General features: G+C 70.3%; 24 protein-coding genes and 1 tRNA gene. 9 read left to right on the top strand and 16 right to left on the bottom strand.

Translation table 11 applies throughout. The features are described 5' to 3' along the window. Positions 1-879, top strand: coding sequence for a DUF1295 domain-containing protein (locus IM777_RS03250; protein WP_194384628.1), 879 nt, complete (start codon positions 1-3; stop codon positions 877-879). Between the two features lie 188 nt (positions 880-1,067). Here IM777_RS03250 and IM777_RS03245 read toward each other — a convergent pair whose 3' ends face one another. Continuing rightward, a complete protein-coding gene (locus IM777_RS03245; protein ID WP_194384627.1) occupies positions 1,068-2,882 on the bottom strand; it encodes a DUF2207 domain-containing protein in 1,815 nt (604 codons plus the stop codon). Positions 2,883-2,923: 41 nt separating this feature from the next. Between IM777_RS03245 and IM777_RS03240 the strand changes: the two genes are divergently transcribed. Both IM777_RS03240 and IM777_RS03235 read left to right on the top strand, forming a co-directional pair. Next, a complete protein-coding gene (locus IM777_RS03240) occupies positions 2,924-3,355 on the top strand; it encodes a MarR family winged helix-turn-helix transcriptional regulator (RefSeq protein WP_071043982.1) in 432 nt (143 codons plus the stop codon). Between the two features lie 246 nt (positions 3,356-3,601). After that, on the top strand, positions 3,602-4,615 hold the full coding sequence (locus IM777_RS03235; RefSeq protein WP_194384626.1) for a PDDEXK family nuclease: 1,014 nt from the start codon (positions 3,602-3,604) through the stop codon (positions 4,613-4,615). A 162-nt stretch (positions 4,616-4,777) separates the two neighbouring features. Here IM777_RS03235 and IM777_RS03230 read toward each other — a convergent pair whose 3' ends face one another. The 4 genes from IM777_RS03230 to IM777_RS03215 form a co-directional block, all read right to left on the bottom strand. Continuing rightward, a complete protein-coding gene (locus tag IM777_RS03230; protein WP_071043984.1) occupies positions 4,778-6,265 on the bottom strand; it encodes an L-serine ammonia-lyase, iron-sulfur-dependent, subunit alpha in 1,488 nt (495 codons plus the stop codon). An 89-nt stretch (positions 6,266-6,354) separates the two neighbouring features. Further along, entirely contained in the window at positions 6,355-6,825 is a 471-nt protein-coding gene (locus tag IM777_RS03225; protein WP_071043985.1) for an Hsp20/alpha crystallin family protein, read from the bottom strand. A 288-nt stretch (positions 6,826-7,113) separates the two neighbouring features. After that, positions 7,114-7,186: transfer RNA gene (locus IM777_RS03220), tRNA-Arg, on the bottom strand. 45 nt (positions 7,187-7,231) lie between these two features. Next, positions 7,232-7,846 (bottom strand): asparagine synthase, encoded by a 615-nt coding sequence (locus tag IM777_RS03215; protein ID WP_228480936.1) that lies wholly within the window; start codon positions 7,844-7,846, stop codon positions 7,232-7,234. Positions 7,847-8,029: 183 nt separating this feature from the next. Here IM777_RS03215 and IM777_RS03210 point away from each other — a divergent pair, with 183 nt between their 5' ends. The 3 genes from IM777_RS03210 (at position 8,030) to IM777_RS03200 (ending at position 9,341) form a co-directional block, all read left to right on the top strand. Further along, on the top strand, positions 8,030-8,230 hold the full coding sequence (locus IM777_RS03210) for a hypothetical protein (RefSeq protein ID WP_071043987.1): 201 nt from the start codon (positions 8,030-8,032) through the stop codon (positions 8,228-8,230). Positions 8,231-8,366: 136 nt separating this feature from the next. Next, positions 8,367-8,780, top strand: a complete 414-nt coding sequence (locus IM777_RS03205) for a DUF4383 domain-containing protein (protein WP_071043988.1) — start codon at positions 8,367-8,369, stop codon at positions 8,778-8,780. A 9-nt stretch (positions 8,781-8,789) separates the two neighbouring features. After that, complete coding sequence (locus tag IM777_RS03200; protein ID WP_071043989.1) at positions 8,790-9,341, top strand: hypothetical protein; 552 nt, start codon at positions 8,790-8,792, stop codon at positions 9,339-9,341. A gap of 33 nt (positions 9,342-9,374) precedes the next feature. Here IM777_RS03200 and IM777_RS03195 read toward each other — a convergent pair whose 3' ends face one another. The 6 genes from IM777_RS03195 to IM777_RS03170 all read right to left on the bottom strand — a co-directional run bounded on the left by IM777_RS03195 (position 9,375) and on the right by IM777_RS03170 (position 16,845). Then, complete coding sequence (locus IM777_RS03195; RefSeq protein WP_194384625.1) at positions 9,375-10,319, bottom strand: aldose 1-epimerase family protein; 945 nt, start codon at positions 10,317-10,319, stop codon at positions 9,375-9,377. Positions 10,320-10,323: 4 nt separating this feature from the next. Beyond that, positions 10,324-11,835, bottom strand: a complete 1,512-nt coding sequence (araA, locus tag IM777_RS03190; protein WP_194384624.1) for an L-arabinose isomerase — start codon at positions 11,833-11,835, stop codon at positions 10,324-10,326. 13 nt (positions 11,836-11,848) lie between these two features. Further along, a complete protein-coding gene (locus IM777_RS03185) occupies positions 11,849-13,396 on the bottom strand; it encodes a xylulokinase (RefSeq protein ID WP_194384623.1) in 1,548 nt (515 codons plus the stop codon). Beyond that, positions 13,393-14,139, bottom strand: a complete 747-nt coding sequence (locus IM777_RS03180; protein WP_194384622.1) for an L-ribulose-5-phosphate 4-epimerase — start codon at positions 14,137-14,139, stop codon at positions 13,393-13,395. Before IM777_RS03180 ends, IM777_RS03185 begins: the two co-directional genes overlap by 4 nt. A gap of 89 nt (positions 14,140-14,228) precedes the next feature. Further along, positions 14,229-15,245, bottom strand: coding sequence for a LacI family DNA-binding transcriptional regulator (locus IM777_RS03175; RefSeq protein ID WP_194384621.1), 1,017 nt, complete (start codon positions 15,243-15,245; stop codon positions 14,229-14,231). 46 nt (positions 15,246-15,291) lie between these two features. Then, positions 15,292-16,845, bottom strand: a complete 1,554-nt coding sequence (locus tag IM777_RS03170; RefSeq protein WP_228480935.1) for a carboxylesterase/lipase family protein — start codon at positions 16,843-16,845, stop codon at positions 15,292-15,294. A 251-nt stretch (positions 16,846-17,096) separates the two neighbouring features. On the opposite strand from IM777_RS03170, the gene IM777_RS03165 reads away from it, so the two are divergent. Continuing rightward, entirely contained in the window at positions 17,097-18,329 is a 1,233-nt protein-coding gene (locus IM777_RS03165) for an MFS transporter (RefSeq protein ID WP_194384620.1), read from the top strand. Positions 18,330-18,357: 28 nt separating this feature from the next. Here the strand turns inward: IM777_RS03165 and IM777_RS17135 are convergent, their stop codons facing one another. Next, positions 18,358-18,702: a sugar ABC transporter ATPase gene (locus IM777_RS17135; protein WP_071043997.1), complete on the bottom strand. Its 345-nt coding sequence runs from the start codon at positions 18,700-18,702 to the stop codon at positions 18,358-18,360. 167 nt (positions 18,703-18,869) lie between these two features. Here IM777_RS17135 and IM777_RS03155 point away from each other — a divergent pair, with 167 nt between their 5' ends. Together IM777_RS03155 and IM777_RS03150 are read left to right on the top strand one after the other, a co-directional pair. Continuing rightward, a complete protein-coding gene (locus IM777_RS03155) occupies positions 18,870-19,169 on the top strand; it encodes a hypothetical protein (protein ID WP_194384619.1) in 300 nt (99 codons plus the stop codon). A gap of 83 nt (positions 19,170-19,252) precedes the next feature. Further along, positions 19,253-19,708 carry an SRPBCC family protein gene (locus IM777_RS03150; RefSeq protein ID WP_071043999.1) on the top strand — a complete coding sequence of 152 codons (456 nt, stop codon included), beginning with the start codon at positions 19,253-19,255 and terminating at the stop codon, positions 19,706-19,708. Position 19,709: 1 nt separating this feature from the next. Here the strand turns inward: IM777_RS03150 and IM777_RS03145 are convergent, their stop codons facing one another. The 4 genes from IM777_RS03145 to IM777_RS03130 form a co-directional block, all read right to left on the bottom strand. Next, positions 19,710-20,009 (bottom strand): DUF6510 family protein, encoded by a 300-nt coding sequence (locus IM777_RS03145; protein ID WP_194384618.1) that lies wholly within the window; start codon positions 20,007-20,009, stop codon positions 19,710-19,712. 4 nt (positions 20,010-20,013) lie between these two features. Continuing rightward, complete coding sequence (locus IM777_RS03140; protein WP_194384617.1) at positions 20,014-20,739, bottom strand: FAD-binding oxidoreductase; 726 nt, start codon at positions 20,737-20,739, stop codon at positions 20,014-20,016. Beyond that, on the bottom strand, positions 20,736-21,329 hold the full coding sequence (locus IM777_RS03135; protein WP_194384616.1) for a sulfite oxidase-like oxidoreductase: 594 nt from the start codon (positions 21,327-21,329) through the stop codon (positions 20,736-20,738). The genes IM777_RS03140 and IM777_RS03135 overlap by 4 nt, the downstream gene beginning before the upstream one ends. 112 nt (positions 21,330-21,441) lie before the next feature. Next, entirely contained in the window at positions 21,442-22,176 is a 735-nt protein-coding gene (locus tag IM777_RS03130) for a DUF72 domain-containing protein (RefSeq protein ID WP_194384615.1), read from the bottom strand. Positions 22,177-22,178: the final 2 nt, after the last annotated feature.

Below are 22,178 nucleotides of genomic sequence, written 5' to 3'. Positions count from 1 at the left end.
ATGACTTCCGCCACACGCGCGTCGCTCGTCGCGATCGTCGTCGCCCTCGCCCTCGGTGGCCTGGTGGCCTGGGCAGGCAGCCAGGGCACCGCGCTCGTCGCCGGCATCCCGCTGTTCGCCCTCGCCGTCGCAGCCGCCTTCGCCGTGCAGGTGATCGTGTGGATCCCGTCGCAGCTGGCCCGCACGGAGAAGTTCTTCGACATCACGGGCAGCCTGACGTTCATCGGCGTCTCGGTGGCCGTGCTGCTGCTCGCGCCGGTCGCGGATGCGCGTGGGTGGGTGCTCGCCGCGATGATCGTGCTGTGGGCGGTGCGCCTCGGTGCCTTCCTGTTCGTGCGAGTGCACCGCAGCGGCGGCGATGACAGGTTCGACGACCTGAAGACGAATCCGGTGCGCTTCCTGCGGGTGTGGGTGCTGCAGGGCGCCTGGGTCTCGCTCACGGCCTCGGCGGCATGGATCGCGATGAGCAGTGAGACCCGCGCTCCGATCGGCTGGCTGGCCGTGGCGGGAATCGCCGTGTGGGTGCTCGGCATGGTCGTCGAGATCACCGCCGATGCTCAGAAGACCGCCTTCAAAGCCGACCCCGCGAACAAGGGGCGGTTCATCCGCAGCGGACTGTGGTCGCGCTCACGTCACCCCAACTACTTCGGCGAGATCGTGATCTGGCTGGGTGTCTTCCTCGTCGCCGCGCCCGTTCTCACGGGATGGCAGTGGGTCGCGCTGATCTCTCCGCTGTTCGTGATCCTGCTCCTCACCCGCGTCAGCGGCATCCCGCTGCTCGAGCAGAAGGCCGACCGCACCTGGGGCGGTGAGGACGACTACGAGGCCTACAAGAAGCGCACGCCGACCCTCATCCCGCGCCTGAGCTCGCCCGCCTGAGACGACACGCCGAACGGGGCTTCCGCAGCGTTACCTTTTCGTTATAGAGTGCTCGCACGGTGATCGTTTTGCTGTGGCGATCACCGGCATGTGATTGCTCTTGGTGCAAAGGGAAAGGGCCGGTCGGAAGCCTCTCCGACCGGCCCTCACTCTCGCCGCCACAGTGCGACGAGAACCGCGGCCGTGATTCACACCCCGCCGCCACCGCCGCCACCGCCACCGCCACCGGCTGAACCGCCGCCGCTGGAGCCGCCCGACGTCGACGACGACGATGCGGCCGCCGTCGACAGCGACGCGATGCCGCTGGAGAACGACGAGGAGTCGAACCCGGCGGTGCCGTAGTACCAGTACGGCGCGACACCCGCGCCGTACATGACGGCGAGCTGCTGCGCCCACGCCTTCTCCTGACCGAAGACGACCGCGTACGGAAGCAGCTTCTCGTACAGGCGGATCATCTGCACCCGGTCACCGGGATCGACCGACACCCGCTCCGCGCCCGCGGGCGACTGAAGCATGCGGATGCGGTCGGCTTCGGCCCACTCGATGAACATCTCAAGGCCCTTGAGGTGGTCCCGCACCTCGGCGCCCTCCGCGCTCAGCGGCTTGCGTGCGACCAGGACCATCGTCAGCACCGCCAGCGCGATCGAGGCGAACATCACCAACAGCGGGATGCCCGCATCCACCCCCGACGAGATCGCCACGACGCCGAGCACCACCGTGAGGGCCATGACGCCGAGCGAGACGAGGATCGGCAGCACACGCGCACGCCCAGGGACCGGGCGACGCAGGCCGGTGCGTGTCAGCTCTCGATTCGCGGCCTTGATGATCTTCTGCGCCGCCGTCGAGAAGCGCCGGTCCTGCGAGCCGAACTCGTACTCCGCCCCGGGTGCCCCAGACGACCCGAACAGTCCGTCAAGAAGCATGCGCCCGTCGCCGTCAGCCCGGCTGCGGTCCAGCAGCTGGGCCTTGAGCTTGGTGCCGCCGAAGAACTTCTTGTCACCCTCGACGATCCGGATGCTCCCGACGATCGCCTGTTCGAGAACCTCGGCGGGGATCGCCTTCGTCGTGCGCCCGAGCATCACGGCCGACTCGAGCGCATCCACCTGCCGCGGCGGGGTGAACTCGGCGATGATCGTCGGGCGACCGGGCGCGTCGGCGAGCGAACGTCGACGGTGCACGATCGCGAAGACCACAGCCCCGATCATCCCGAGCCCCGACAGACCCTGTGCCCACCCCCACGGCGAGGCGAGGTAGCTCGTATCGAAGAGCACGAACGTGTCGTCCTCGAACCCGACCGCAATGGTCACCGTCTCGAACCGGTCCAGCGCAACACCGCCGGCCTCGATCACGACGGCTCCATCCTCGCCCTGGTTCGTGCTGATCGGGCAGGCGTCGGCAACGCCGTCGCGACCGAAATAGCACGCCTGTTCGCCCGCGAGGGAATCGGCGAGCTCGGGTTCGACGGTGAGCGTGACCGAGACGTCTCCGAACGGCTGACGCCAGTCGAGGCCGTTGATGTCCCAGTAGAACTCGTCGCCGGTGTCGGGGAAGCGCCACGTGACGTTCTGGAGCTCGTACGTGAACACGTAGGTCTGCTCGCCGTGCACGTAGTCGTCGGCGGCGGAGGTCATGACGAACGATCCGTCCTCCTGCTCAACCTCGACGGCGCGCGCCTGCCCGTCTGCATCGGTGACCGACAGGAGCTCCGGGAAGAGCGGCTGACCGTTGTAGGTGTCGGGGATGATCCGCCGCATGCCACGGTTCTGGTCGGAGTCGGGGAACTCGGCGACGAAGGTCTCCACGACGCGCAGGGTGCTGTGGCCGTCCTCGTCGAGGCCGAGGGTGTAGTCGGCGTGCATGCTCGCGAACGAGAAGTCGTCGACGTCGGCGGCGGCTGCCGGGGCCGAACCGACGGCGACGAAGGCGATCGCGAGCGCCACGGCGGCGACGCCGCTCCGCTTCAGACGCGCGCGAACATGCTGGACCGCCCCCGTGACAGACATGTCTCCAGCCTAGGGGGCACGATTCGGCCTACTCTTTCTCCATGACCGATCGCCGTCTCGCCGTGGAAGCGTGGGAGAGCCTGTTCCGCGCCCAGCACGAGATCCTCGACGAGATCAGCGCCGATTTCCACGACGACGAGCTCGGCCAGGGCGAATACGACGTGCTGCTGACGGTCACGCGCGGGCCCGAGATGACCGCACGCCTGCGTGACATCACCGCCAACATGCTCATCAGCCAGCCGAGCGTGTCGCGCCTGGTCGACCGGATGGTGCAGCGCGGCCTGATCTCGAAATGCCCCGACCCCGACGACGGTCGCGGCTCGCTGGTGCGCGCGACGGAGCGCGGTGCGACCACCTTCCGTCGCGTCGCCTCGCAGCACGCCCGCTCCATCGCGGACCGGATGTCGTGCCTCGACGACGACGAACTCGCGCGCCTCCGCGACATCACCGCCAAGCTGCGAGCTCGCGCCTGACTGCTGCCCTCCAGGAGTGTTCGGTTGCCCCTCGATGTCGTTCGAGAGTGTTCGGTTGCCGCTCATCGTCGGTTTCGGCCCCGGATGCGACATCCCGCGACCGGTGAATGGCGGGATGCGACATCCTGCGCCATATGAATCGGGGGGGGCGCACCGCTCCTCCACAGGGCGGGAGGAGACAGCATCCATCCCCGGATGCCGGGAAGTGGCGGGTGCGGCGCGAGCGGTGACGCGATAGTCGGGTGCATGCCACGGCGACCGGAACCGATCGATCCGCGGCTGGACGTCGCCTTCTCCGTCGCAGAGGCCCGCCGGATGGGCGTGAGCGCACGACGCCTGCGCGGACGGGACCTGGAGATGCCGTTCATCGGCGCTCGAATGCGTGCGACCGGCGCCGTCGACATCGCGTCGGAGACCGCGACGCCCGGCGCTGAGGCCGCGCGACGAAGACGGCAGGACATGGCGAGGAGGGCGGCCGCCTACAACACGGTGATGGCGGACCACGCGTTCTTCAGTCATGGCACGGCGGCCGCGCTGTGGGGGCTGCCCCTTCCGAGCGGCGCTCTCGAGCCGGACGCCCTCGACGTCTCCGTCGCCGCGCCGCACCGCGCGCCGCGCGCGGCAGGGGTCCGCGGTCACCAGCTGGCGGCTCACCTCGTCTCGGTCCGGATCCGCGACGGGATGCGCATCGCGTCGCCCGCGGCGACCTGGGCGCAGCTCGGCGGCATCCTTTCGCTCGACGACCTCGTCGCCGCCGGAGATGCACTCCTGCATAGACCTCGCACCGAGGATGGGCATCGCACCGGACCGGAGACCGCTCTCGCGACGTTCGCTCAGCTCGAGGCCTCGATCGAAGCCGGTCGCCGGATCGGCGCATCCGCACTCCGCCAGGCACTGCCGCTCGTGCGCGAAGGGGTGGCGAGCCCCACCGAGACGGCGCTTCGCCTCGGGCTGTGGCGCGCGGGGCTCCCCGATCCGGTCCTCGATCACGATGTGCGAGACGATCGCGGACACCTCGTCGGGTGCACGGAGTTCGCCTATCCGACCTTCGGCCTCCTGATCGAGTGCGAGGGCGACCACCATCGCACCAACCGCCGCCAGTGGAATCGCGACATCGAGAAGTACGGGCGATATCAGGATCTGGGATGGACCGTGCTGCGGTTCTCAGCGATCCACCTCGCCCCGAGTGTCAGCCCCGCCGTGACCCGCATCCGCCACCATCTCGCACAGCGCGGCTGGGCATGCGATCCGTCCGCGTGACCTCGCGCGGACGTGGTTTTCGGTTGTCATTGGATGCCGATTTCCGGAGCGGATGCGACATGTGGTGACACGTGAACCGGAGGATATGGCATCCCGTGACAGGTGAACCGGAGGAGGCGGCATCCGGTGACAGGTGAACCGACGGATGCGGCATCCGGCGGGTCAGCACTCGATGACGTTCACCGCGAGACCGCCCTCGCTGGTCTCCTTGTACTTGTGGGACATGTCGATGCCGGTCTGACGCATCGTCTCGACGACCGCATCGAGCGACACGAAGTGCGAACCGTCCCCGCGCAGGGCCAGCCGCGCCGCGGTGACGGCGGTGGATGCGGCAATCGCGTTGCGCTCGATGCAGGGGATCTGCACGAGCCCACCGACGGGATCGCACGTCAGGCCGAGGTGGTGTTCCATCGCGATCTCCGCGGCGTTCTCGATCTGGCGGTTCGTGCCGCCCATCACCGCCGTCAGTCCGCCGGCCGCCATCGCGCACGCCGACCCGACCTCGGCCTGACAGCCGCCTTCGGCACCCGAGATCGACGCGTTCGCCTTGAAGAGCGACCCGAGAGCGGTCGCCGTGAGAAGGAAGCGGCGGATGCCACGGCGGCGGTTCGCGTCCGCGACGGCGTCGTCGTCCCCCGCGTCGGCGACATCGCCCGCGGTGCCGAACCCCAAGAGGGCACTGCCGACCAGTTCCCCGTGGGGCGTGACGGCGTTTCCGGCGCCGAGTCCCGAGTCGGCCAGGAAACGCCACCAGTACATCGCGACCGCCGGCAGGATTCCGGCCGCACCGTTCGTCGGCGCGGTGACGACCCGGCCTCCGGCGGCGTTCTCCTCGTTCACGGCCAGGGCGAACGCGCCGAGCCACTCTCCCGGCAACTCGCGACCACCGGCCGCAGTGGTGTCCTCGAGCTGTGCTCGGATCACGCTCGCGCGCCGCTTCACCTTCAGCATGCCCGGCAGCACGCCGTCGGCGTGCAGACCCGCCGTGACACAGTCGGCCATCGCATCCCAGATGCGATCGAGGCCGGCCGCGACCTCGGCCTCCGAGCGCAGCGCCGTCTCGTTCATGCGCGCAGCCTCGGCGATCGTCAGGTGGCGCTCGTCGCAGATCGCGAGGAGCTCCTCCGCCGAATCGAAGCGGATCGGTGACGGAGTCGCTTCGATCCTCGGAGCCTCGCCGTCGCGCCGGATGAAACCGCCGCCCACGGAGTAATAGGTCTCCTCAGCCAGCACGCCGCCCTCGTCGTCGCGCGCGACGAGCGTCATCGCGTTCGGATGCTCCGGGAGGCGCGTCCGAGGTTCGAAGCTCACGTCCGCCTTGGCGAAGGGCACCGGTCTCATGCCGCCGAGGAGCATCCGGTCCCCGTCCGCCAGGTTCGACCAGGCCCCGCGGATCGCTCCCGGATCGGCCGTCTCGGGATCGAGCCCGGAAAGCCCGGCCACCACCGCATCCGGAGTGCCGTGGCCGATTCCTGTCGCCCCGAGGGACCCGTAGAGCGCGCACGTAACCCCCGTGACCCGGTCGAGAAGCTTGCTCTCGCGCAGGCGGACGGCGAACTCACGCCCGGCGCGCATCGGGCCGACGGTGTGGGAGCTCGAGGGTCCTATTCCGATGGAGAACAGCTCGAACGCCGAGACATAGGCGCTCATCGCTCCAGGCTACGCCCCACGGACTGCTCCGCGCCGAGACAGAGCGACAGCCCCGGCTCGTGGAGTCGGGGCTGTCGCCGGAGGGAGGTCTACTGTTCGACGGGCGTCGGTCCGTCCGCGGATGCCGCGGAGTGGGACTCATGCGCCTGCAGCACCGAGCGCTGGGCCTCGGTCGCGACCTCGATCTTGCGCGGCTTCGCCTTCTCGCTGACCGGGATCGTCACCGACAGCACGCCGTTGCCGTAGCTCGCCGAGATGCGTTCGGTGTCGATGCCCTGTCCGAGGTTCAGCTGCCGCACGAAGCTCGCCGCCTCGCGCTCCCGTGTGATCCACTTGACGCCGTCGCCCGACGCGAGGGTCCGCTCGGCGCGAATCGTCAGCAGCTGGCCGTCGACGTCGATGTCGACCGAGCCCGGGTCGATGCCGGGGAGGTCGGCGTTCAGGACGTAGTGGTCGCCATCGCGATAGAGGTCCATCGGCATGCGGCGGGGTCCACGTCGCGCGTCGAGGAGGCTCGACGCCATGCGGTCCAGCTCACGGAACGGGTCGTAGGTTCCCATTTCTGCTCCTTCGTAGCGGGTCGGATGCGGCCATCCGACAGTGTCTTGTCCAAGTTGAGTCACATTGACTCAAGTAAGCCCAGATTAGCACTCTCCTCCTGCGAGTGCCAGATCTTTCGATCGCCCTGGGCGAACGGAACGACAAGCATGCCGAAAGGGTCGGGATCAGCCGGCAGCGCCGACCTCGGGACGCCATCGCGCCCGTGTGCCATACGGGCCGACCGCCGCCGGAAACGCGAAAATCCCCCGCCCGATGGGCGAGGGATTCCTCACTGTCTCAACACAGTGCGCGCCTCGAGGGACTCGAACCCCCAACCTTCTGATCCGTAGTCAGATGCTCTATCCATTGAGCTAGAGGCGCAGGACCTCCGCGCGAAACGGCGCGAAGGCCGAGGTTCAGACTACCTCACGATTCGGTCGGTGGCGAATCGATGGCGGCGGCGACGTCTTCCGGTTCGTCCACCGCTCCGACCGTGACGTCGCCGATACGACGGCGGTGGGCTGCCAGGCGCGGCAGATCGACGAGACGCAGAGCCTGCATGCGTGCGGCCCGCATCTGCCCGTAGTCGGGTTCGAGGTCGGGACGTGCTCCCTCGACGACCAGCCGCCGCTGCAGATTCGACTCGACGTCGCCCCAGGCGGCCTGGCGTGCACCGGCGACGAGTTCAGCGACGGCCTCGGCGTCGTCGGCCCGCTCGCGCAGCACCTTCGCGACGCCGGTGTACTGCCGCTGTCGACGTCGAAGGTTGCGGGTGTCCCGATCGCGGTAGTCGTGCGTGCCGTCGGGATCGGAGTACTTCCCCCACGCCTTCTTGCGCTGCTTGCGGGTGAGGTCGGCCGCGGCCTCCTGCTCGGCGGCGAGCGCCAGAAGCGTCTCCCTGGCGAAAGGGGCGACCCGTTCGGGATCGAAGGGCTCGTTGCGCGCGATCGTGTCGACGAGGATGCGGTTGCGCACCGCGAGCCGTGCCGCGGCGTCGGCGATCGAGACACCTTCCGCGATCGCGTCTGCGTTGCGCCCCATCCGCACACCTCCCGTCCACACGAGATCGTATCGTCCGCACCTGAGCCGGATCTGGCATGCGCCGTGTGCGATACCCGTCGCCCGAAGCCCGCGCAAGCCCATCCCCAAGCCCGCACGCGCGCAATAGCGTCTCAACCGGGCCCAGACAGGGACCCGGTTGCCTTTCGAGAAGAGGAGTGACTCATGGGATTCATGGATGACGCGAAGGATGCCGCGGAGACCGCCGGTCGCAAGGCCGGCGAAGCGTGGGAAGACACCCGGGACCGCATCGACGACAAGCTCGACGAGATGCGCGCGGAATCCGACGTCAAGAAGGCCGAAGCAGAGCGCGACTCGGTGAAGGCGAAGAACGAGGCCAACGAGAAGATGCGCGGCGACAGCTGACCCGCTCGCTCCGGGCCCGCGCGACGCAGCGGACCCGGGAGTTTCCGCGGACATCGGCACCCGCGGGCAATCCGAAAATGCCGATACTGCGAATCACCTGTGCGACACCCCGTTGCACAGATTCAGGAGGTTACACATGTCATCGTCACCGAACCGCCTCGTCGCCTCGATCTTCGGCGCGGTCTACATCGTCGTAGGTCTGCTCGGTTTCCTCGTCACCGGCGGCGTCGGATTCATCGCGACCGAGGGTGGGCTGCTCCTCGGCATCTTCGAGGTGAACCCGCTGCACAACATCGTCCACGTCGCGGTGGGAGCCGTTCTCCTCATCGGCGGCCTGTCGTCCGTGGCCGCGGCCAAGGGCATCAACATCGCCGTGGGAGCTGTCTACCTCCTGCTCGGCGTCGTCGGGTTCTTCCTGGTGGGAACCGCGGCGAACATCCTCGCCCTCAACACGTTCGACCACTTCCTGCACCTGGCGAGCGCCATCGTGCTGCTCGGCGTCGGCCTTGCCGCGGACCGGAGCACGTCTGCTCGCGGCCGCCTCGCCTGAGCCGGACAGATGTCGAGCTCGCACGACGCTCGTCGGCGCACCCCCGCGATCGCGTGGACCGTCACGGTTCCCGCGATCGCGGCGTGGGGCGCCGGCCTCATCCAACTCGCCCTCGCGGCGGGCGCGATCACGGCCGACGACTCGTCGCTCGCATCGCGAGCCATCGGCGTCGCCCTGCTCCCTCTCGGCGCGGCGGCGATGGTGTGGGGCGCCGTCGTCCTCGCGCGTGGCGTCCTGCCGCTTCCTCGCGTCACGATCGCCGCATCGATCGGCGCCATCCTGGCGATCGCCGGCGCCCTGATCGTCGACGCGGCGCACACGAGCGCGTTCGCCGCCGCCGCCGCCGTCGCGCTCATCATCGTGGTCGCCGCCTCGAGCGCCCGCGCCCTGCGGCGCACCGGCCGGCGCCCGAGCGGGAGCACGGGTGGCGCCGTCATCGGCCTCGTCGCGGGGGCCATCGTGGTGTCGGCCCTCGTCACCCCCGCGCTGTCATCCGTCGAGGCGACACGCCTCGCCGATACTCCCGGCGGCTATCAGCCGGCGACGCACGACCACCACTGACGATCGAACGCCGCGGTCAGGCGAACGCAGCGGTCAGGCGATCGCCGCGATCCGCCACGATGCCGTCGACTCCTGCCCCGGCTCGATCACGATGAGTCCCGCGTCGTAGTCGTAGCTGTCGGCATTGTAGGCATCGGGCGCACACGTCATCGGCTCGACCGCGAGCCCGAGCCTGCTCTCGTCGGGGTCGGGCCGATCGGCCGTGTGAACCTGCACCCACGGACATGACGCATCCCACTGCATGAGCACGCCCGAGCCGTCCTCTGCGGTCAGCGTCACGGTCGCGTGACCGTCGCCGTCGCGCACGAGGTCCGTGTAGGCGTGATCGATCTCGACGGCGCCGATGCGCCGTGCCGCGCGGAAGTCGAACCGCGCCGGATCGTCGGCGTCGACGGGGCGGAGGGTCGTGGGGATGAGCCGCTCCGGCGTGACGGCCAGCACCTGGTCGGCGGGCAGCGTCAGAGTCCACTGATCGACCCGGCCCTCACCCGCCACGAGATAGGGGTGCGGGCCCGTTCCCCACGGTGCCGGCGCATCCGATTCGTTGTGCACCGTGACCGACTGGGTCAGCCCATCCGCCCCGAGGGCGAACGACGCGCGCACCAGCAGACGCCACGGATAGGCCGTCTGCGGCGGGATGACCGCCTCGAGCACGACGTGATCGGCGCCCGCGTCGACGGCGTCGAAGTCGAGCCACGTGGCCAGCCCGTGCAACGCGTGTGCGCGTGCCGGCTCGGTCAGGGCGAGCTGGAATTCCCGGCCGCCGAACGAGTACGCACCGTCGACGACGCGATTCGGCCACGGCGCCAAGGTCGCGCCGCGATGCGCCGGGCGCACTTCGTCGGCACCGAACGGCACGACCAGGTCTCGGCCCGCGAAGGTCAGCGAGCGCAGGGTCGCGCCGACGCTCGCGATGACGGCTTCGTACTCACCCGCCCGGATGGTGTGCTGGATGCCGGACGCGGGGATTCGTGCCATGGTTCTAGAGTCCTTGTGCGAGTCGGTAGTACGCCTGGTTCCACCGCAGCTCCTGCTGGAAGCCGCGCACCGTGGTCTGCTCGTCGATGACGGCGAGCTCGGTGCGCGCGATCTCCGCGAAGTCGCGGAACACGTCGAGGCTGACGGCGGTCGTCATCACAGTATGGTGCGCCGCGCCGGCCGCGAGCCAGCAGGCCGCCGACGTCGCGAAGTCCGGCGCCGGCTTCCACACCGCGCGTCCGACCGGGAGCTTCGGCAGATCGGGCGCGTCGACGTTCTCGACCACGTTCGCCACGAGGCGGAACCGGTCGCGCATGTCGCTCATCGCCACCACCAGGGCGGGCCCGGGGTCCGCGGTGAAGACGAGCCGTACCGGGTCGTCCTTGCCGCCGATCCCGAGCGGATGCACCTCGAGGCGCGGACGCTGCGTTGACAGCGACGGCGACACCTCGAGCATGTGGGCGCCGAGGATCTTCTCATCACCCGGCACGAGGTCGTACGTGTAGTCCTCCATGAGGGAAGCCCCGCCGGGGAGCCCCGCACCCATGACGTTCGCGATGCGCACGAGCACGGCGGTCTTCCAATCGCCCTCTGCGCCGAACCCGTAGCCGTCGGCCATGAGGCGCTGGACGGCGAGTCCCGGCAGCTGGGTGAGGGCCCCGAGGTCTTCGAAGCTCGTCGTGAACGCGCCGAATCCGCCCTCTTCGAGGAACGAGCGCAGGCCGATCTCGATGGCGGCGCCGTCTCGCAGCGCCGCGTGGCGCGCGCCACCCGGCAGCAACTCAGGCTGCACGTCGTAGAGGTCGGCGTATTCCTGCACCAGGGCGTCGATGGCGTGCGGCTCAGCCTGCGTTACGGCACGGGCGAGGTCGTTCACGCCCCACGTGTTGACCTGCGCGCCGAACCGCAGCTCGGCTTCGGTCTTGTCGCCTTCGGTCACCGCCACGTAGCGCATGTTGTCGCCGAAGCGGGCGAGCTTGAGGGTGCGGGATGCCGCCCACCCGGCGCACGCGCGCTGCCAGTCCTCGACCTGCTGCAGCACGTCGGGATTCGAGACGTGACCGACGACGGTCTTGCGCGCGACGCCCAGGCGGGTCTGGATGTAGCCGAACTCGCGGTCGCCGTGCGCGGCCTGGTTGAGGTTCATGAAGTCGAAGTCGATGTCTGCCCACGGCAGCTCGACGTTCGCCTGCGTGTGCAGGTGCAGCAGCGGCTTCTGGAGGGCGTCGAGGCCGGCGATCCACATCTTCGCCGGACTGAAGGTGTGCATCCACGCCATCACGCCGATCACGTCGTCGCGGGCGTTCACCTCGAGGGCGAGACGGCGGATGCTTTCGGCGTCTTTCAGCACCGGCTTCCACACGACGGTCACGGGCAGGCGGGACAGGCCCGCGACGACCGCCTGCGACTGCTCGGCGACCTGGCGCAGGGTCTCGTCGCCGTAGAGGTTCTGGCTGCCGGTGACGAACCAGACCTCGTATCCGTCGAGCGTGGTCGCGAGTGCGTTGCGAGTCATGGGTGTCCTTCTGTCACAGGGCGGAGACGGCGGCGGCCTCGACGGCCAGGCCGGCGGCGTAGCGGTCGAGGTAGGCGGCGAAGCCGGCGACGTCGTCGGGGTGCGGATGCGCCGTGTCGGCCTCGACACCGGCGAAGACCTCGTCGTGGAGATACGTCGACAGATCGCGATCGCCGCCGTGCACGCGGTAGGCGGCGAGCACGGCCATGCCCCACGCGCCGCCCTCGGCCGCCGTCTCGCCGACGGCGACGGGAGCGTCGAGGGCCGCCGCGAGGAAGCGCTGAGCGACCCCGGCGGTGCGGAACATGCCGCCGTGCGCGAGCATCCGGTCGATCGCGACGCCCTCGCCGGCGAGCACGCGCATGCCGAGGGCGAGGGTGCCGAAGACGCCGTAGAGCTGGGCGCGCATGACGTTCGCGAGGCTGAAGGAGCTGTCGGGGGTTCGCACGAACAGCGGGCGTCCCGCGTCGAGTCCGGCGATGGGCTCCCCCGCGAGGTGGTTGTAGGCGAGCAGGCCACCGGCATCCGGAGCGCCGGACAGCGCTTCGCGGAACAGCACGTCGAACACCGCGTCGGAGGCGAGCGGCGATCCCGCCGCGGCGGCGAAGCGCTCGAACATGCCGGCCCACGCCGCGAGCTCGCTCGCCCCGTTGTTGCAGTGCACCATCGCGACCGGGTCGCCGGCGGGGGTGGTCACGAGGTCGAGTTCGTGATGCGCCTCGGCGAGCGGATGCTCCAGCACGACCATCGCGAAGATGCTCGTGCCCGCGCTGACGTTGCCGGTGCGCGGCGCGACCGCGCCGGTGGCGACCATGCCCGTTCCGGCATCTCCCTCGGGCGGGCACATCGGAATGCCGGCGGGGATGGCACCATCGAGGTCGAGGAGCGATGCGCCTTCGGCGGTGAGCCGGCCCGCGTCGGCGCCGGCGGCGAGGGGCTCGGGCAGCAGGGCGAGCAGATCCACCTCGGGCGCCAGCTCGGCGTACCGCGCGACGAGATCGGCGTCGTAGGCGACACCGCCCGCGCCGATCGGGAACATGCCCGAGGCATCGCCGACGCCCAGCACGTGCCGTCCCGTGAGCCGGCGGTGCACGTATCCGGCGAGGGTCGTGACGGCGGCGATGTGCGGAACGTGCGCCTCCCCATCGCGCAGAGCCTGGTGGAGGTGGGCGATCGACCAGCGCAGCGGGATGTTCACCCCGAACGCCTCGGAGAGCTCGGCCGCCGCCGCTCCCGTGTTCGTGTTGCGCCATGTGCGGAACGGAGCGAGCAGCCGGTCGTCGGCGTCGAACGCGAGGTATCCGTGCATCATCGCCGAGATCCCGAGCCCGATGATCTCGGGGGCCTCGCCGTCGCCCGAACGCGCTTCCCGGAGCAGCTCTGCGACTGCCGCACGCACTCCGTGCCACACCTCGTCGAGGTCGTAGGTCCACAGGTCGTTCTCGAGGCGGTTCTCCCACGCGAAGGATCCGGTCGCGATCACCGCGGTCGGATCCGTCGCCTCGACGAGACACGCCTTGATACGCGTCGAGCCGAGTTCGATGCCCAGTACACCCTTCATCGCGCGTCCTCTCCCCGGTCGTGCGCATCGGCGGAGTCGCGCCGTTCGTCCGAGGTCTGCCCGTACACGTTCTGGTAGCGGGAGTAGAGCGCGTCGATCTTCTCCGGCGGGATCGGGATGAGCGGCCCCGCCTGTCGGGCCAGGTGCACGGTGCGCGCGGCGTCTTCGCACATCACGGCGGCCTTGACCGCATCCTTCGCGCTGACCCCGATCGTGAAGGGCCCGTGGTTCTGCATGAGCACGGCTCGGGATCGGTGACCGCGCAGGGTCTCGACGATGCCGCGGCCGATCGAGTCGTCGCCGATGACCGCGAACGGTCCGATCGGGATGGGGCCGCCGAACTCGTCGGCCATCCCGGTGATGACGCACGGGATCTCCTCGCCGCGCGCGGCCCACGCGACCGCGTAGGTGGAGTGGGTGTGCACGACGCCGCCGACCTCGGGCATGTTCCGGTAGACGTAGGCATGCGCCGCGGTGTCGCTCGACGGACTGCGCTCGCTCCCGGGAGTGCCCGGAACGACCGCCCCGTCGAGGTCGCACAGGATCATGTTCTCCGGCGCGAGATCGTCGTAAGAGACCCCCGAGGGCTTGATGACGAACAGGTCGGCTCCGGGCACGCGCCCGGACACGTTTCCTCCGGTCCAGACGACCAGGCCGTAGCGGACGAGTTCGCCGTGCAGGCGGGCGACGTCCGCGCGCACGGCGTCGATGGATGCGCTGATCTCGGCGCTGAAATCGGTCACGGGTCCTCCGTCGGGTCTCGTGCGGCTGGTCGACGTGCACCGACCGTGCGCAATGTTACCGGTAACAATTCTCCGGCGCCAGTCGTATGTCAGGGAAGCAAGATCTCGCGCGGTGCCGCCGCGGACGCCCGCGGCACGACGATGGGCGGCGCCGAAGGCAGGACGGGTGCGCCGAGCACCGCCGCCACGACACGTCGGGCTTCTCCCGCGAGGTCGATGCGCACCGTGGTGAGCGGCGGTCGGTAGAAAGCCGCGTCGGGATTGTCGTCGAAGCCGATCACGCTCACCTCTCCCGGAATGTCGAGTCCCGCTTCTCGGAGGCCGGCGATCAGACCCAGCGCCATCTGGTCGTTGGCGGCGACGACCGCCGACGGGCCGTCGGCGCGGGTGATCGCCGCGGCGATGTCGGGGGCGAGCGCCGCCGCGGAGACCGCGGTCCAGTCGCCCGTCCACATCGGCCCCGTCGTCCCGCGCGCGGCGAGCGCTTCGCGGACACCGTCGATGCGGGCGCGCGCTTCGAGCCAGTCGGCGGGGCCGGCGAGGTGGGCGATGCGACGATGCCCGAGCTCCCACAGGTGCGCGACGGCGAGCGCTGCACCCTCGCGCTGCCGCTGGTATCCCTCGCCGGCGTGCAGCGCCTCGACGGGCACGTCGGCATGAGCGGCGACCACCGCGTCGAGCGAGCGCTCGTGCGGGGCGAGCACGATGATCCCGTCCACCCCCTGGGCGCGCAGCCGGCCCGCGGCCTCGACGACCGACGCCGTGTCCTCGGCGTCGGCGTAGGCCGTCGCGATCCACCGGTCGGCGGCTCGGGCGGCCGTCTCCAGCGCCGCGATCCCCACCGCGGGACCGTACAGGGTCGCGTCGGAGGCGATCACGCCGAGGGTGCGGGTCGTTCGCGTGCCGAGCGTGCGCGCGGCGTTGTTCACCCGGTAGTCGAGCTCGGCCATGGCGGCGAGCACGCGCTCTCGCGTCTCGGGGCGGATGTGCGGATGGTCGTTGATCACGCGCGAGACGGTCTGCGTCGACACACCCGCCCGCTCGGCGACCTGCCGCACGCCCGCACGCGCGGTATCGGTGCGTCCGGAGCGGGACGAGTCGGTCATGACCCCTCACAGTAGTGGCGGCTCGCCGCGCGCGACGGAGCGTCGCTCACGTGAAGGCGAGCACCTCGTCGCCCCAGCCGGCGCGAAGCGTGGCGTCGAGGTCGTCGACCACCCGGTCGACCCCGTCGATCACGAGGGTCGCGCGACGCTGCTCGTCGAAGGCCGGCCACGCGGTCGCGTCGGCGGCATCGGGGGCGCCGCCGTGCGCGAACGCCGCCCAGCGACGCATCACCCGGTGCGAGATGCGCTGCGCCGCGTGCCGGCCGCCGAGGCGGAAGACCGGTCCCTTCGTCGGCCCGTCGACGGCACCCCACACATAGGGCAGCTCGCTGCCGTGGGTGGCACCGAGGCCGATGAGCCGCAGGAACGGCGTGGCGTGGTCGAAGCGGTACAGGTATGTCGGGGCGATGCGGGAATGACCCTCCACCGTCCACAGCGTGGGCATGCGGAAGCCGACGTCCCGCGCGATCCCGAGGCCCATGGCCCGATGCCGCGTGTCTTCGTAGGCGGTGCGCACCTGTTCCATCTCGGGGAGGGTGAGAAGAGGATCCTCCACCTTGAGGTCGGCGAACATCCGATCGATCTGATCATCGGTGATCGGCAGGAGCGGCGACTTCATGAAGCGGAAGAACGACGCCTCGTCCTTGTTCGTGCCGATCAGGAGCGGGATCGGAAGGGCCCGCCCCTCCGAGAGCACGGTGATCGGCGACTCCGGCACCAGGTCGCCGTCGATGATCGGCGAGAACGCGATGGTGCCCGGGTCGGCTGCCGGGATCTCCGCGAACACGCGCGTGGCGGCATCCACGATGCGCTCGGCCGGCACCCGTCGCAGCTTCGCGGGGTCGCGCTCGCCGAGGATCGTGAGGAAGCGGTCGGCGACGCGCTCGGAGCGCTCACGCCCGTACACGCTCGAGACCGGCGACGACTCCGCGATGACACGGTGCACCAGCCCTTCGGCGCGAGGCACAGCGAGCAGCGTCGTGACCAGGCCCCCTCCCGCGGATTCGCCGAACACCGTCACGCGAGACGGGTCGCCCCCGAACGCCGCGATGTTCGTCTGCACCCACGTGAGGGCGGCCAGCACGTCCTTGAGGGCGAGATTGCCGTCGAAGACGTGCTCGCCGTCGCTGAATCCGGAAAGGTCGAGGAAGCCGAGTCCGCCGATGCGGTAGTTGATGGTGACGACGACGACATCGCCGGTGCGCACCAGGCGGGCAGCGTCGTAGAGGGGCTGGCTGCCCGCGCCGAACGTGTAGGCGCCGCCGTGCACCCACACCATCACCGGCCGCGTCCGCGGGTCGGCGCCGTCGGGCACCCACACGTTGAGGAACAGGCAGTCCTCGTCCATCACCGGGTCGGGGCCGAGATCCATAGCCCTGTTCACCTGCTGCGGCGCGACGGCCCCGAACGCCGAGGCTGCGGTCACACCTGTCGGCACCGCGGCGGGCCGCGGGTCGCGCCACCGGGCTTCGCCCGTCGGCGGCGCGGCGTAGCGGATGCCGGCGAACAGGCGCACGCCGTCACGCTCGACGCCGGCGAAGGCCCCAGCGGCGCACGACACGATCGGCGCGTCCGGCATCGGCTCCCCCGCGTCGTCCATGCTTCCTCCGTCCCCGGCGCCCGGGCGCGCGAGCCTCCATTGTGACGGCTCGGGCACCGCTCCCGCCATCCGGGCAACCGACTGTTCACCCCCGCGCTCTGCCCAGGGCGTGCCCAGGCGTTCCGGCTACAGTGTCGTGGTCATCCCGTTGTGTAACTACCTGGCGGCCCGCGGTCGGCCAAGGCGGCACGAGTCGTCGCAGACCGCGGCGCACATCCACGGCATCCGGCCGTGGCAGGAACACAGGAAAGATGTATACGAGCGCCACCCCCAAGACGCCGGCACCGTCGCCGGCGTCACTTCTCCGACAGACCGGCGCGGGCTACTTCCCGATCGCCCTCATTGCCCGCCTCCCGTTCGCGATGATGGTGGTCGGCGTGCTGACCCTCGTCGTCGCCGCCCGGGACTCGATCGCCCTCGGCGGGGCGACCTCGGCCCTGACGGGCCTCGGCACCGCCCTCATCGGCCCCCTGCTCGGGGCCGCCGCCGACAAATGGGGTCAGCGGCCGGTGGTGCTGATCGCCGGCCTCGTCAACAGCGGACTCCTCGCGCTGATCGCGTGGCTGGCCTTCTCCCCCGCACCGACCTCGACGCTGCTCGTGATCGCCTTCCTCATCGGGGCGTCCACGCCGCAGGTCGCGCCCCTCTCACGCAGCCGGCTGGTCGGCATCATCACGCGCGTGTACCCGCGCCCGCGGGCGGCTCGCGTGCTCAACGGCACGATGGCCTACGAGTCGGCCGCCGACGAGATGGCGTTCGTGTTCGGACCGGTGGTCGTCGGGCTGCTGGCCGCGACCGCGGGACCGACGGCACCGGTGGTGGGCGCCGCCGTGCTCGCGGTCGTGTTCGTCACCGCCTTCGCGCTGCACCCGACCGCGACAGTGCGCGCGGCCGACGCAGCACCCGCCCCGCGGGCACCGGTGCGCGAACTCTTCCGATTCGAGGTGCTGGTGCCGGTGGCCGGCACGCTCGGCATGGGCCTGTTCTTCGGCAGCGCGCTCACTGCGCTCACCGCCTTCATGGCTGAGCGCGGGGCGCCGGAGCAGGCCGGCCTCGTCTACGGCGCCATGGGGCTCGGCTCGGCCGCGCTGGCGCTCGCGGTGGCCCTCTTCCCCGCCCGCTTCACCCTCGCCGCCCGGTGGACGACGTTCGGTGCCGTGCTCGCGGCGGGCGCCATCGCGCTCGGTCTCGTCACATCGGTCGCCGGCATGCTCGTCACGCTGCTGGTCGTCGGCATCGGGATCGGGCCGACCCTCGTGACGATGTACACCCTCGCCGCCGGCCGCGCACCGGCCGGACGCTCGGCCACGGTGATGACCATGCTGGGTTCCGGTGTGATCGTCGGCCAGTCGGCAGCATCCGCACTCGTCGGCGCACTGGCGGAATCGACCGGCGCGGGTACCGCCCTGTGGGCGCCGCTCGCGGCCGCCGCACTCGTGCTCGGCGCGGGCGTCGCGAACGCGCTGCACACGCGCGGGCGCTGACCGCCGACGACGCTGGTCGGGCCCGGGGTCAGAGATCAGCCGGGCCGATGTCTCCTTCGCCCTCCTCGCCGAGTTCGGCGACGACCGGGTCCTCCCCCTGCGAGTCGGGCTGCCCGGCACGGCCGGGAAGGTCGTCGACGGGGATCTGATCGATGTCGCCCGGGATCTGATCGGGGTCGTCCCCCGTCGCCGCAGGCGAGGGGTCGAGCACGTCCGGGTCGCCCTCGTCGCGGCGTTGCGTCATCTCCCATTCCGCCTGCGCCGGGTCTGCCGCAGGGTCCTGCTCGATGGTCGTATCGCGTCCCGCGACGGGCTGCGCTCCGACGGTCGCTTCCTCGTCGCGCTCTTCCGGGATGTCATTCGCGGTGCTCATGCCGCCTCCTTCTCGTCGTCTCCACGTTCCCTCGGCTGCCCCGCTCGCTTCACCCCCTTGCCGTCCGGGCGCGCATCCGTTAGGCGTTGTCAACCCCCTGGGTCAGGCCCGCCGCGCGGCGCACAGTAACCAGACCGGACGAGATCCGGCACGGAGGGGGACACACCATGACACCGAAGACGGATCAGCTGCCGGCTCACGACGACGATGTGATCGCTTCGCTGCGCGCCCTTCCGCCCCGCGCACCAGTCGAGCCCGCCCCGGCGCGCGAGAGGGTGCAGTGGATGCTGGTGGATCTCGACCGGTACGTGGTCTCGGTCGATGGACGGACCGTGGGCTTCATCGACGTCGTCGGCGCCGTCTTCGTGGCGCTCGGCGGCGCACGGTACGACCAGGCGGTGGAGATCGTGCAGACGCTGAGGTTCGAGCACGCCGTGGACACCCTCGCGAAGACAGAGCCCGCGTAGCACTGTGCTCCGGTCGCTTCAACCCCCTCGGGCCGGTTCCGGGCGACGCCTAGCGTCGTGAACCCGACGACGAAAGGACTCTCATGGCTCAGATCACCGAGAACATCGACGTGGACGTGCCGGTCACGGTCGCGTACAACCAGTGGACCCAGTTCGAGAGCTTCCCGAAGTTCCTCGACGAAGTCGTGGAGATCACGCAGACCGGCGACACGCACACCCACTGGAAGGTGAAGGTGGGCGGAGCCGAGCGCGAGTTCGACGCGGAGATCACCGAGCAGCATCCCGACGAGCGCGTCGCGTGGAACAGCACGGGCGGCGACACGGAGCACGCCGGGGTGGTGACCTTCCACAAGCTCAGCGACACCACGACCCGCGTCACCGTTCAGCTCGATTGGGAGCCGCAGGGCGCGCTCGAGAAGATCGGCGACCTGGTCGGCGCGGGCGGCCACGCGGTCAAGAAGGACCTGAAGAACTTCAAGGAGTTCATCGAGGCTCAGGGCGCCGAGACGGGCGCGTGGCGCGGCGACGTCCCGCGCTGATTCACGGCTTCGGCGCCGGTGCGGCGATGCTCGCGAGGGATGCGGGTCGCAGCACCGGCGCCTCGTCGTCTCCCAGCACGGTGAACAGCGTGTGGGTGCACGCGCGGCAGCGCACGATCGCAGCCTCGTCGTCGAGTTCGACGACGGCCTCGGCGAGCGCTCCGCTCGCTCCGCACGCGCCGCACACGACGATGAGAGTCGTGACCTCCACGGCGAAGAGGGCACCGAGGCGGCCCGCGAGCACGTTGCCGTCGACGGGCGTGACCGGGTCTACCGGTCCTGCGGGATGATGTGCGCTCATCAGCTCAGCTCCCTCCGAATCGTTCGGTCCGCACGCGCCCCGGGTCGTGTCCTGAGACGACCAGCGCATCGGCGACGGCCTCGACGAAGCCCGTCGGACCGCACACGAAGATCAGCGGGTTCATCGACGGCGACCACACCGCGTCGGCCAGGAGGTCGGCGTCGACGCGGCCCGTCCGGCCGTTCCAGCCGTCCGGCGCCGTACGCGTGTACACCCAGCTGGTCGTGACCCCTCGATCCTCGAAAGTCGAGATCTCCTCGGCGTAGAGCGCGTCTCCGGCGGAACGCACCGAATAGAGCAGCCGCATCGGTGAGACCGAAGCGGATGCGGCGATGCGGGCGCGAGCGATCGCGACCAGCGGCACGACGCCCGATCCGCCGGCGATCAGCTGCACCGGCGACGGGTCGTCGGTGCGCCAGACGAAGTACGCCCCGAGCGGACCCTTCACCTCAAGTTCGTCTCCGGCGCGCACCTCGCGGACCAGATACGGCGAGACCTCGCCGTCCGGGATCTCGTCGACCGCGAGCTCGACCCTCGCCCCGGCACCCGAGGAGGCGAGGGAGTACGACCTCTCCGCCTGGTAGCCGTCCTCGGCGGTGAGCCGCACATCCAGGTGCTGACCCGGGAGATTCCCCGGCCATCCCGGAACGTCGAGCATCAGCACCCGGGCGTGCGGCGTGGTCGGCGTCACCGACACCACGCGCGCCGGGAGCCATGCGGAAACGGTCACCAGTAGCGTTCCTCGCGCCACGGATCCCCGTGCATGTTGTAGCCGTTCTGCTCCCAGAAGCCCGGTTCGTCGCGCTTGTGCATGACGATCCCGCGAACCCACTTCGCCGACTTCCAGAAGTAGAGGTGGGGGACCAGAAGGCGCGCTGGGCCGCCGTGCTCCGGCGTCAGCGGCGCCCCGTCGAACTCGAAGGCGATCCACGCCTTGCCGCCCAGCAGGTCGGCCATCGGCACGTTGGTGGTGTATCCGCCGTAGGAGTGGATCATGGCGTAGGCGTGGTCGGTGTCGACGTCGGCGAAGACCGCATCGAGCGAGACACCCCGCCAGTTCGTGCCGAGCTTGGACCATCGGGTGACGCAGTGGATGTCGGTCTCGATGGTCTCGACGCCGAGCGCGAGGAACTCCTCCCACGTCCACTGCGTGACCATGTCCTTCTCGGTGCGCACCGAGAACCGCCACTCGTCGGTACTCACCTTCGGCGTGGGCCCCGCGGACAGCACGGGGAAGTCCTCGGTGAGGTATTGACCGGGCGGGAGGCGCGGGTCGGCCTCGCGCCGACGGGAGCCGAACCCGCGGGAGATGATCGCCATCGCCGAGCCTTTCTGCAGAGGTGTCGGGCGGATGTGATCAGGGTAGGGCGCGGCGCCGCCGCGCACCACACCGCGACCGCTCGGCGCGGCGGGTCATCGCCGGGCACGCGCGTCAGAGGCCGAGGATCTCCTTCAGCCGACGCGCGTTGCGCACCGCATGCCCCTCGCCGTCGTTGTTGAAGTACGCAACGAGCGAATGCCCGCCATCACGCCACTCCGTGATCCGCGCAGCCCACCAGCGCAGGTCGTCGTCGCTGTAGCTCCCGGCGTAGAGGTGCTCGGTGTCCGGTCCGTGCAGCCTCACGTAAACGGTCTCCGCGGTGGCGCGCAGCACACACGGCAGGTGCGCGCCGCTCATCACGCAGGAGGCCGCGCCGTGCGATTCGAGCAGGCGGTACACCGCCTCGTCATCCCACGACCGATGCCTCAGCTCGACGGCGACGGGGACTCCACGCGGCATCGCCTCGAGCGCACGGGCCAGGCGCTCGTCGTCGCGCTCGAAGTCCGGTGGCAGCTGGAACAGGAGGAAGCCGGCCGCGTCACCGAGAGCGTCGAGCCCGTCGCCGATCCGACGACCCCATTCGTCGGGGTCGCGCAGCTTGCGGGCGTGAGTCAGACCCCGAGGCGCCTTGACCGCCATGAGGAACCCGGGCGGTACCCGCTCGCGCCAACCCTCGAACACGGAAGCACGCGGCCACCGGTAGAAGCTGCCGTTGAGCTCGACGGTGTCGAACTCGGCCACGTACGCCTCGAGCCGCTTCGAGGAGGCGCCGGGCGGATACAGCACGCCCTTCCAATGGTCGTAGCTCCATCCCGATGTCCCGATCCTCACCTCGCCGGGTGTCATGC

Origin of the sequence: Microbacterium luteum, assembly GCF_015277875.1 — a bacterium.
In the GTDB taxonomy this organism is placed as follows: domain Bacteria; phylum Actinomycetota; class Actinomycetes; order Actinomycetales; family Microbacteriaceae; genus Microbacterium; species Microbacterium luteum.
The sequence above is the reverse complement of the archived record's forward strand: the minus strand, read 5'-3'. Positions and strand labels throughout refer to the sequence as shown.

What these genes read in the sequence shown, in the direction of transcription:
- IM777_RS03235 (WP_194384626.1), top strand. Translation starts at nt 3,602, where the DNA reads ATGCCACGGCGACCGGAACCGATCGATCCGCGGCTGGACGTCGCCTTC.
- IM777_RS03210 (WP_071043987.1), top strand. Translation starts at nt 8,030, where the DNA reads ATGGGATTCATGGATGACGCGAAGGATGCCGCGGAGACCGCCGGTCGC.
- IM777_RS03205 (WP_071043988.1), top strand. Translation starts at nt 8,367, where the DNA reads ATGTCATCGTCACCGAACCGCCTCGTCGCCTCGATCTTCGGCGCGGTC.
- IM777_RS03135 (WP_194384616.1), bottom strand. Translation starts at nt 21,329, where the DNA reads ATGGCGATCATCTCCCGCGGGTTCGGCTCCCGTCGGCGCGAGGCCGAC.
- IM777_RS03175 (WP_194384621.1), bottom strand. Translation starts at nt 15,245, where the DNA reads ATGACCGACTCGTCCCGCTCCGGACGCACCGATACCGCGCGTGCGGGC.
- IM777_RS03185 (WP_194384623.1), bottom strand. Translation starts at nt 13,396, where the DNA reads ATGAAGGGTGTACTGGGCATCGAACTCGGCTCGACGCGTATCAAGGCG.
- IM777_RS03150 (WP_071043999.1), top strand. Translation starts at nt 19,253, where the DNA reads ATGGCTCAGATCACCGAGAACATCGACGTGGACGTGCCGGTCACGGTC.
- IM777_RS03200 (WP_071043989.1), top strand. Translation starts at nt 8,790, where the DNA reads ATGTCGAGCTCGCACGACGCTCGTCGGCGCACCCCCGCGATCGCGTGG.
- IM777_RS03250 (WP_194384628.1), top strand. Translation starts at nt 1, where the DNA reads ATGACTTCCGCCACACGCGCGTCGCTCGTCGCGATCGTCGTCGCCCTC.
- IM777_RS03130 (WP_194384615.1), bottom strand. Translation starts at nt 22,176, where the DNA reads ATGACACCCGGCGAGGTGAGGATCGGGACATCGGGATGGAGCTACGAC.
- IM777_RS03155 (WP_194384619.1), top strand. Translation starts at nt 18,870, where the DNA reads ATGACACCGAAGACGGATCAGCTGCCGGCTCACGACGACGATGTGATC.
- IM777_RS03230 (WP_071043984.1), bottom strand. Translation starts at nt 6,265, where the DNA reads ATGAGCGCCTATGTCTCGGCGTTCGAGCTGTTCTCCATCGGAATAGGA.
- IM777_RS03170 (WP_228480935.1), bottom strand. Translation starts at nt 16,845, where the DNA reads ATGGACGACGCGGGGGAGCCGATGCCGGACGCGCCGATCGTGTCGTGC.
- IM777_RS03245 (WP_194384627.1), bottom strand. Translation starts at nt 2,882, where the DNA reads ATGTCTGTCACGGGGGCGGTCCAGCATGTTCGCGCGCGTCTGAAGCGG.
- IM777_RS03215 (WP_228480936.1), bottom strand. Translation starts at nt 7,846, where the DNA reads ATGGGGCGCAACGCAGACGCGATCGCGGAAGGTGTCTCGATCGCCGAC.
- IM777_RS03145 (WP_194384618.1), bottom strand. Translation starts at nt 20,009, where the DNA reads ATGAGCGCACATCATCCCGCAGGACCGGTAGACCCGGTCACGCCCGTC.
- IM777_RS03225 (WP_071043985.1), bottom strand. Translation starts at nt 6,825, where the DNA reads ATGGGAACCTACGACCCGTTCCGTGAGCTGGACCGCATGGCGTCGAGC.
- IM777_RS17135 (WP_071043997.1), bottom strand. Translation starts at nt 18,702, where the DNA reads ATGAGCACCGCGAATGACATCCCGGAAGAGCGCGACGAGGAAGCGACC.
- araA (WP_194384624.1), bottom strand. Translation starts at nt 11,835, where the DNA reads ATGACTCGCAACGCACTCGCGACCACGCTCGACGGATACGAGGTCTGG.
- IM777_RS03195 (WP_194384625.1), bottom strand. Translation starts at nt 10,319, where the DNA reads ATGGCACGAATCCCCGCGTCCGGCATCCAGCACACCATCCGGGCGGGT.
- IM777_RS03240 (WP_071043982.1), top strand. Translation starts at nt 2,924, where the DNA reads ATGACCGATCGCCGTCTCGCCGTGGAAGCGTGGGAGAGCCTGTTCCGC.
- IM777_RS03165 (WP_194384620.1), top strand. Translation starts at nt 17,097, where the DNA reads ATGTATACGAGCGCCACCCCCAAGACGCCGGCACCGTCGCCGGCGTCA.